The organism is Synechococcus sp. H60.2, from assembly GCF_047462315.1.
Taxonomy (GTDB): Bacteria; Cyanobacteriota; Cyanobacteriia; order Thermostichales; family Thermostichaceae; genus Thermostichus.
Genome location: NZ_JANSIZ010000011.1, coordinates 42,142 through 48,628, shown reverse-complemented (window position 1 = coordinate 48,628; position 6,487 = coordinate 42,142). Strand labels below are relative to the sequence as shown.

7 protein-coding genes and 1 tRNA gene are annotated in these 6,487 nt (G+C 58.8%); 5 read left to right on the top strand and 3 right to left on the bottom strand.

The annotated features are described in order from the left end of the window. The first annotated feature begins 124 nt into the window (after positions 1 to 124). From NW845_RS03175 to NW845_RS03160, 4 genes are all read left to right on the top strand, one after another. Positions 125 to 358: an NYN domain-containing protein gene (locus tag NW845_RS03175; protein WP_414376791.1), complete on the top strand. Its 234-nt coding sequence runs from the start codon at positions 125 to 127 to the stop codon at positions 356 to 358. Between the two features lie 104 nt (positions 359 to 462). Then, positions 463 to 1,086 carry an HD domain-containing protein gene (locus tag NW845_RS03170; RefSeq protein WP_414376789.1) on the top strand — a complete coding sequence of 208 codons (624 nt, stop codon included), beginning with the start codon at positions 463 to 465 and terminating at the stop codon, positions 1,084 to 1,086. 70 nt (positions 1,087 to 1,156) lie between these two features. Beyond that, positions 1,157 to 1,594 (top strand): peroxiredoxin, encoded by a 438-nt coding sequence (locus tag NW845_RS03165; protein ID WP_414366709.1) that lies wholly within the window; start codon positions 1,157 to 1,159, stop codon positions 1,592 to 1,594. 39 nt (positions 1,595 to 1,633) lie between these two features. Continuing rightward, a complete protein-coding gene (locus NW845_RS03160; RefSeq protein ID WP_414376787.1) occupies positions 1,634 to 2,374 on the top strand; it encodes a D-alanyl-D-alanine carboxypeptidase family protein in 741 nt (246 codons plus the stop codon). A 48-nt stretch (positions 2,375 to 2,422) separates the two neighbouring features. Here NW845_RS03160 and NW845_RS03155 read toward each other — a convergent pair. Further along, positions 2,423 to 2,494: transfer RNA gene (locus NW845_RS03155), tRNA-Gly, on the bottom strand. A 129-nt stretch (positions 2,495 to 2,623) separates the two neighbouring features. Here NW845_RS03155 and zds point away from each other — a divergent pair. Beyond that, positions 2,624 to 4,069 carry a 9,9'-di-cis-zeta-carotene desaturase gene (zds, locus tag NW845_RS03150; RefSeq protein ID WP_414376786.1) on the top strand — a complete coding sequence of 482 codons (1,446 nt, stop codon included), beginning with the start codon at positions 2,624 to 2,626 and terminating at the stop codon, positions 4,067 to 4,069. Between the two features lie 8 nt (positions 4,070 to 4,077). Here the strand turns inward: zds and NW845_RS03145 are convergent, their stop codons facing one another. Both NW845_RS03145 and NW845_RS03140 read right to left on the bottom strand, forming a co-directional pair. Further along, positions 4,078 to 5,013, bottom strand: coding sequence for a GIDE domain-containing protein (locus NW845_RS03145; RefSeq protein WP_414376784.1), 936 nt, complete (start codon positions 5,011 to 5,013; stop codon positions 4,078 to 4,080). A gap of 338 nt (positions 5,014 to 5,351) precedes the next feature. Then, positions 5,352 to 6,233 carry a LysR family transcriptional regulator gene (locus NW845_RS03140; RefSeq protein WP_414371366.1) on the bottom strand — a complete coding sequence of 294 codons (882 nt, stop codon included), beginning with the start codon at positions 6,231 to 6,233 and terminating at the stop codon, positions 5,352 to 5,354. Positions 6,234 to 6,487: the final 254 nt, after the last annotated feature.

Here is a 6,487-nt window from a genome sequence, read left to right as displayed (position 1 = left end):
TTCAGCTCTACTTCAGAGACCCGGTACACGGGATCTATGAAGCAACTGGGGCAGAAGAAGAGACAAAAGCTCTGCTGCCAAGCGGGTGAGGAAACCCCACCCGCCTGCGCGGTGGGGTAGTTCATTGACCCTGTATTCCCGCTACGAGACGGTGCTGCTGCTGAGCGGTGATGGGGATTTCGCGCCAGCCCTCCGGCATATCCGCAGCCAAGGCTGCCGGCTGGAGGTAGCCGCCTACCGGCCCAGCACACACCCGGAGCTGATTCGCCTGGCGGATCGCTTTGTCGATCTCTGTGCCTGGCAAGGGACAGGGATCCCAGTGCCCTTACCGGCAAAACAGACGGAGGCCAGCGGCTGAACCTCTGCGGTTCCGGCCAGTTGCTCCCATAATCAAATCAACAACCAACAGCAGACCATTCCTGACCCATCCCCTCAACTTCCAACCTCGATGGAGAGATACCCATGTCCACCCAGTTGTCGCCGCGGTTTGCCGAGGCCATGCGCTACGCCTACCGCTGGCACGCCGCTCAAACCCGCAAGGGAACAGGGATCCCCTACCTCAGCCACCTGCTGGCGGTGGCGTCCATCGCCCTGGAGCACGGCGCCGACGAAGATGAGGCTATTGCCGCCCTGCTCCATGACAGCCTGGAGGATGGCCCCCGCTACAGCAGTGAGCCGCGGGCCCAGATCGAACGGGAGTTGCGGGAGCACTTTGGAGAACGGGTGCTGCAGATCATTCTGGGATGCACAGACACCGACAGCGATAGCTCCCTGGGCGAGCCCAAAGAAAACTGGAAAGAGCGCAAAGTGGCCTATCTCAAGCACTTGGAAAGCGCAGATGCCTCAGTCTTGCTGGTGGCCGCCGCTGACAAACTGCACAACGTCCGCTGCATCCTGCGAGACTTTCACCAACTGGGGGATCAGCTCTGGGAGCGCTTCTCCGGCGGCAAAGAGGGATCCCTGTGGTACTACCGGTCGCTGGCGGAGATCCTGGGGCGACGGCTGCCTTCTAGGCTGGCGGTGGAGCTCCAAGAGCTGGTGGTCGAGTTGCAACGGGCAGCCGGGTCGGAGCCGGCAACCGCTTGACAGAGACGACCAGGGCTGAAGAGAATGCTGAGGGCAGCCTTCTTCTTCGCACTCTTCAGGTCACCTGTCTATGGTTCTCGCTGTTGGCACCATTGCTCCAGGGTTCAACACCACTGACACTCACGGCAACCAAGTTTCTCTGGCTGATTTTACCGGGAAAACCGTTGTCCTTTACTTTTACCCCAAAGACGACACCCCCGGCTGCACCAAAGAGGCCTGTGGATTCCGCGATGCTTACGCCGATTACCAAAGCAAAGACGTGGTGGTGTTGGGGGTGAGCATGGACGACCAGGCCTCTCACCAAAAGTTTGCCGAAAAGTACAACTTGCCTTTTCCTCTACTGGTCGATACCAGTGGGGTGATTGCCCGCGCCTACGATGTGGATGGGGGCGGTTACGCCAAGCGGGTGACCTACGTCATCGACGGCGAGGGCAAAATTGCCAAGGTCTATCAGAACATCAACACCGAAACCCATGCCCGCGATATCTTGGCAGACTTGGGCCTGTAAAATCTCTTCGGTTCTTCTCTGAGATCCCGGCCCTTGCGCATGAACGACGACATTCCGGTTGCGCGTCGCCAGTCCACTTCGGTGGAAAAAGCGCAAGGTTCGGCGGCTACCTTGAGGTTGCGCCTGAGCTTGGGGCTGGTAGTGGTTGGGTTGGTGCTCTTGGCGGGTTGGGGGATAGATCAGTTACCTGGATCCCAGCAAGTAGCGGATCCCCCAGTTCTGGAAGAAGCCGGTCAGTCCCCTCTGGCGCAGTCAACTGAGCAGGATAGACGGGTCTCTGTGCTGGGGCACTACGCCTATGCAGAAGCTCCACCGGAGAGCTTGCAGGTGGTGGGCCACTACCACGGTCGAGAGGTGCGCCTGCGCCAGGCGGCTGCCGAGAGCTACCTGCGCATGAGCGCAGCAGCCCAAGCCGACGGGATCCGCCTCGTCCCTATCTCTGGGTTTCGCTCGATAGCGGAGCAGGAGTTTTTGTTTTTTCAGGTGGCCCAATCGCGGGCCTTGCGACCGGAAGAACGGGCGGCGCTCAGCGCTCCCCCTGGCTACAGCGAGCATCACACGGGCTATGCCATCGACATTGGCGATGCCCAGTTCCCTCAATGGGATACCCAGGAGGCCTTTGAGACCACCCCTGCCTTCCGCTGGCTGGAGAAGAATGCTGCTCGCTTTGGCTTTGAGCTGTCCTTTCCCCGCGGCAACCCACAGGGGGTGAGTTACGAACCCTGGCACTGGCGCTTTGTGGGCGACCGCCACAGCCTGGAGACCTTCTACAAGCGCTAACAACCCCCCTCTCCCTCCGGGAGAGGGGACGGGGGTGAGGGTCCAAAAAGCGGATGACGCGATTCGAACGCGCGACCGTCTCGTTGGCAACGAGAAGCTCTACCACTGAGCTACATCCGCATGGGATATCTATCATGGCAAGTTTTGCGGTCGTTTGTCAAGCCAGGGATCCCTGTTCCAGAATGAGAGAAGTTTATCTTTCTTTGCAGTTGCGTCAGCCCCTGGCGGGGCTCATTTGAGGGGATCACGATGCGGGTAGCCATTATCGGAGCAGGGTTGGCCGGCTTGGTCACAGGGGTTGATTTGGCGGAAGCGGGGCACCAGGTGCGGATCTACGAGGCGCGGCCCTTTGTGGGCGGCAAGGTGGGCTCCTGGCAGGATGCCGAGGGCAACCACATCGAGATGGGCCTCCATGTTTTTTTCTGCAACTACAGCAACTTGTTTGCCCTGATGAAGAAGGTGGGGGCCTACGAGAACCTGTTGCCTAAGCAACACATCCACACCTTTGTCAATCGCGGCGGGCACACAGGCAGCCTCGATTTTCGCTTTCCCCTGGGGGCGCCCTTCAACGGCCTCAAGGCCTTCTTCACGACAGAGCAGCTCTCCTGGGCCGATAAACTGCGCAACGCCCTAGCGCTGGGCACCAGCCCTCTGATTCGTGGCCTGCTGGACTACGAAGGGGCAATGCGGCAGATTCGCGCCTTGGATCGGCTGAGCTTTGCCGAGTGGTTCCGCCGCCACGGCGGATCCGAGGCTAGCTTGAAGCGGATGTGGAACCCGATTGCCTATGCCCTGGGCTTCATCGATACGGAGCAGATTTCCGCCCGCTGCATGCTGACCATTTTTCAGATGTTTGCCAGCAAAACAGATGCCTCCAAGCTCAACCTCCTCAAGGGATCCCCGGACAATTACCTTACCCAGCCCATTGTCCGCTACCTGCAAGCCCGCGGCGGTCAGGTTTACACCCGCCGGGGAGTCAGCCGCATCGAAGTCAACGACTCCCCTCCCTACGCGGTAACCGGCTTGGTCTTGGCCAATGGCGAGCGGGTAGAAGCAGATGTGTATGTGTGTGCAACAGCCGTGGAGGGTGCCAAACGGCTGATCCCACAGGTGTGGCGGCAGTGGCCCCAGTTCGACAACCTCTACAAGCTGGAATCCGTACCTGTGGCAACGGTGCAATTGCGCTTCGATGGCTGGGTGACGGAGCTGAAGGGCCGGGCCAAACGCGCCGCCGACCACCCGCAGCCGCTTGGCATCGATAACCTCCTCTACACCGCCGATGCCGATTTCTCCTGCTTTGCTGATCTCGCCCTCACCAGCCCCGCCGATTACTACAAGCCCGGCCAGGGATCCCTGCTGCAATGCGTGCTTACGCCGGGGGATCCCTTCATCTCCATGCCCAACGAGCAGATTGCCCAGCACGTGCTGCACCAAGTGCACGAGCTCTTCCCCTCCTCGCGGCAACTGAACCTGACCTGGTACAGCGTGGTCAAGCTGGCCCACTCCCTCTACCGAGAAGCGCCGGGCATGGATCCCTATCGCCCGCAGCAGAAGACCCCTGTGCCCAACTTCTTCTTTGCCGGCAGCTACACCGCCCAAGACTACATCGACAGCATGGAAGGGGCCACCCTCTCCGGCCATCTGGCCGCCCAGGCCATCCTGGCCGCCTGTCGGGATCCTCAGCCGTCGGCTTAGCGGGCGGTCTATGAAGATTGCAGCAGGTAGAGCACCGTAAAAACGCCAATACCCAGCAAAGCAACAGCGGTGGTCAAGTGGTTATTGGCCTGGGATCGGTGCTCGGCCAAAAAGGCTTCAGGAGGCTTGAGGGCAAGGGTGAACCGCCCCCCGGTAACGGGTTTTCGGATCACGGGCTCCCCAGCCTCGAAGCGCACCTGACCCATGGCAAAAGCCATTTCGTCCACCGGGATCGCCCACTCCTTATAGGTGAAGAAGCGGGTGGAGCGATTTTCGGATCCCAGGCGAGGAGCATAGGGCCTGAGATCGAAAAGGCAGCGGCTGGGGCTTTGGCCGGGGAAAACCCGCTCCTCCACCATCAGCTTTGGCTCTATCTCTGCCCCACTGGGATCCACCCGCACCCGTCCCGTTTCATCTTCGAGGAAAAAGGGAATCTGGCGCACCGCCGAGTGAAGGGTTTCGCGGCGGGTGTTGGTCTCTCTCTCGAGAAGGTATTCGCAGTTTGTATGGGGATCGTAGTACACATTGTCATAGTATTTCGTGGAACGGTCAGTTTGAGAAAATTGTGATTTTTCGGGATAGCCGGCGGAAACAGATTTTTGCGGATAACTGGAATAGCCAGCCTTTTTCGGGAACGGATCTAACGCATCTAAGTTGGGGTATTTTTGGAAACGGCCCTCCTTGGGGTAGTCGTAGCTGGGCTTTTTCGGGAAAGAGCCGGAGTCAGAGTAGCTCGAGCCTGGCTTGGGCATCATTTTCCCCGGATAGGTTTTTGAACGGGATCCCGAGAGCCGCGCCTTCTGGTATTCCCTCTCGCTGATCCGTTCGCTGTGGACTACCTCGCCCTCACTATTCAAATACTTGCGATAGCACTCCACCTCCTCATACTCCCAAGAAATCTCGGACTGATAATAGACGCAAGGCTGTCGAGAAAACTCCGACATCAGGGGGCAATTGCTCACAACTTTGCCGTAAACTTGCACTAGATCTGACAGGCCTCTTTGGGAATCAGCCTGACCGGAATTGGCCCCGAGATTGCGAATCTCGGCAGCCTTGAGCAGCCGAGCGGCAGAAAGTTGTTGAACCAACCTCTGGGAACGCAAATAGGCGACAAAGTATGTTAGGGAGCCGGGAAGACAAAGCAGCCCAAAGAAAGCCAGCCAGTTCATAAAAGCCTTCTTTTTTGTGGTGAGAAGCGAGGATGGCCCTATGCTAGCAGCTATCCATCAGACAGCATTTAAGGGAAGTTTAAGGCAGCTGCAAGTTACCGGCCTTTTGAACTTCACCCTGCCCGCTCGGATCGGCTTCCTCGCAAAGTCTCCAGAAAGGCATACACTGCCGGCGGATGCAGCGCCGAGGCCAGCACGGCAGCCCCGATCACCCGCTCCAGCGGGACGGGCAGACGGCGGATCTGGATCCCTGGGGGAATAGGGATGGCAGCCAGGCGAGGCAAAATGGCCGCTCCCAGGCCCTGCGCCACCATGTTGACGATGGTGGAATCTTCTTTGACTAGGTAGGCCACCTTAAGGGTTTGGTGGGCCGCCTCCCAGTGGTTGCGCACCGCTGTGGTGCATTCAGCGTAGTTGTAGAGAATGTAGGAAAAACGGGAAAGATCCGCCCAGGTCACGGCTTCCGGCAGAGGGCCAAAGCTCTCCGGCACCAACAGAATGAACTCGTCGCGAGCGATCTCCCACGTCTGCAGATCCTCGGCAGCTCGCGGCAGCGGCAACAGGCCGATATCCACCTGGCCCGAGCGCAGCAGATGTTCCACAGTGGCCGGATCTGCTTCCGTGAGGGTAAGGGTAACTTGCGGAAATTGCTGGCGAAAGCGGGCGATCACCGGTGGCAACAGGTGCGTGGCAGCGCTGCGAAAGGCAGCAACCCGCACACTTCCCCCACGTAAGCCTTTTTCCAGGTTGGCCTCGTAGTCCATCTGTTCGCGCAATTGCAGCATCTTGCGGGCATAGCGCAGTAACCGCTCTCCCACCGGAGTTGGACGTGCCCCAAACCGACCGCGCACCAACAGGGTTACCCCCAGTTCTTCTTCCAGACTGGCGATGGCCCGGCTCACCGCCGACTGGGAAATGTGCAGTTGCAGGGCGGCTTCGCTGAAATTCCCCTTCTCCACCACTGCCACCCAGGCTTGCAGTTGCGAGATGTTCATCGATGCCATCTATTCGATCTGCGCATAGATGTGATGTTATCTCAGGTTTGAACCTCTCGCTGAGGCTGACTAAACTACAACGTACAGCTTTTTTCCGCTGGATGGAAGTCTTGCCAATCGGCAAGGCAGCTATTCCCCAGAAAGTACAGAAGATACCTCTGTTGTGCTGGGGCCAGTATGACTGAAAAAAGCTGGAATTCTGCTTCACAGTGGAAAAAATACCTTTTGGCTGTCTCTGAACAATTAGGCGTGCC

Coding starts and splice junctions, on each gene's coding strand:
- NW845_RS03165 (WP_414366709.1), top strand. CDS start 1,157: ATGGTTCTCGCTGTTGGCACCATTGCTCCAGGGTTCAACACCACTGAC.
- NW845_RS03145 (WP_414376784.1), bottom strand. CDS start 5,013: ATGTCGGAGTTTTCTCGACAGCCTTGCGTCTATTATCAGTCCGAGATT.
- NW845_RS03140 (WP_414371366.1), bottom strand. CDS start 6,233: ATGAACATCTCGCAACTGCAAGCCTGGGTGGCAGTGGTGGAGAAGGGG.
- NW845_RS03160 (WP_414376787.1), top strand. CDS start 1,634: ATGAACGACGACATTCCGGTTGCGCGTCGCCAGTCCACTTCGGTGGAA.
- NW845_RS03170 (WP_414376789.1), top strand. CDS start 463: ATGTCCACCCAGTTGTCGCCGCGGTTTGCCGAGGCCATGCGCTACGCC.
- zds (WP_414376786.1), top strand. CDS start 2,624: ATGCGGGTAGCCATTATCGGAGCAGGGTTGGCCGGCTTGGTCACAGGG.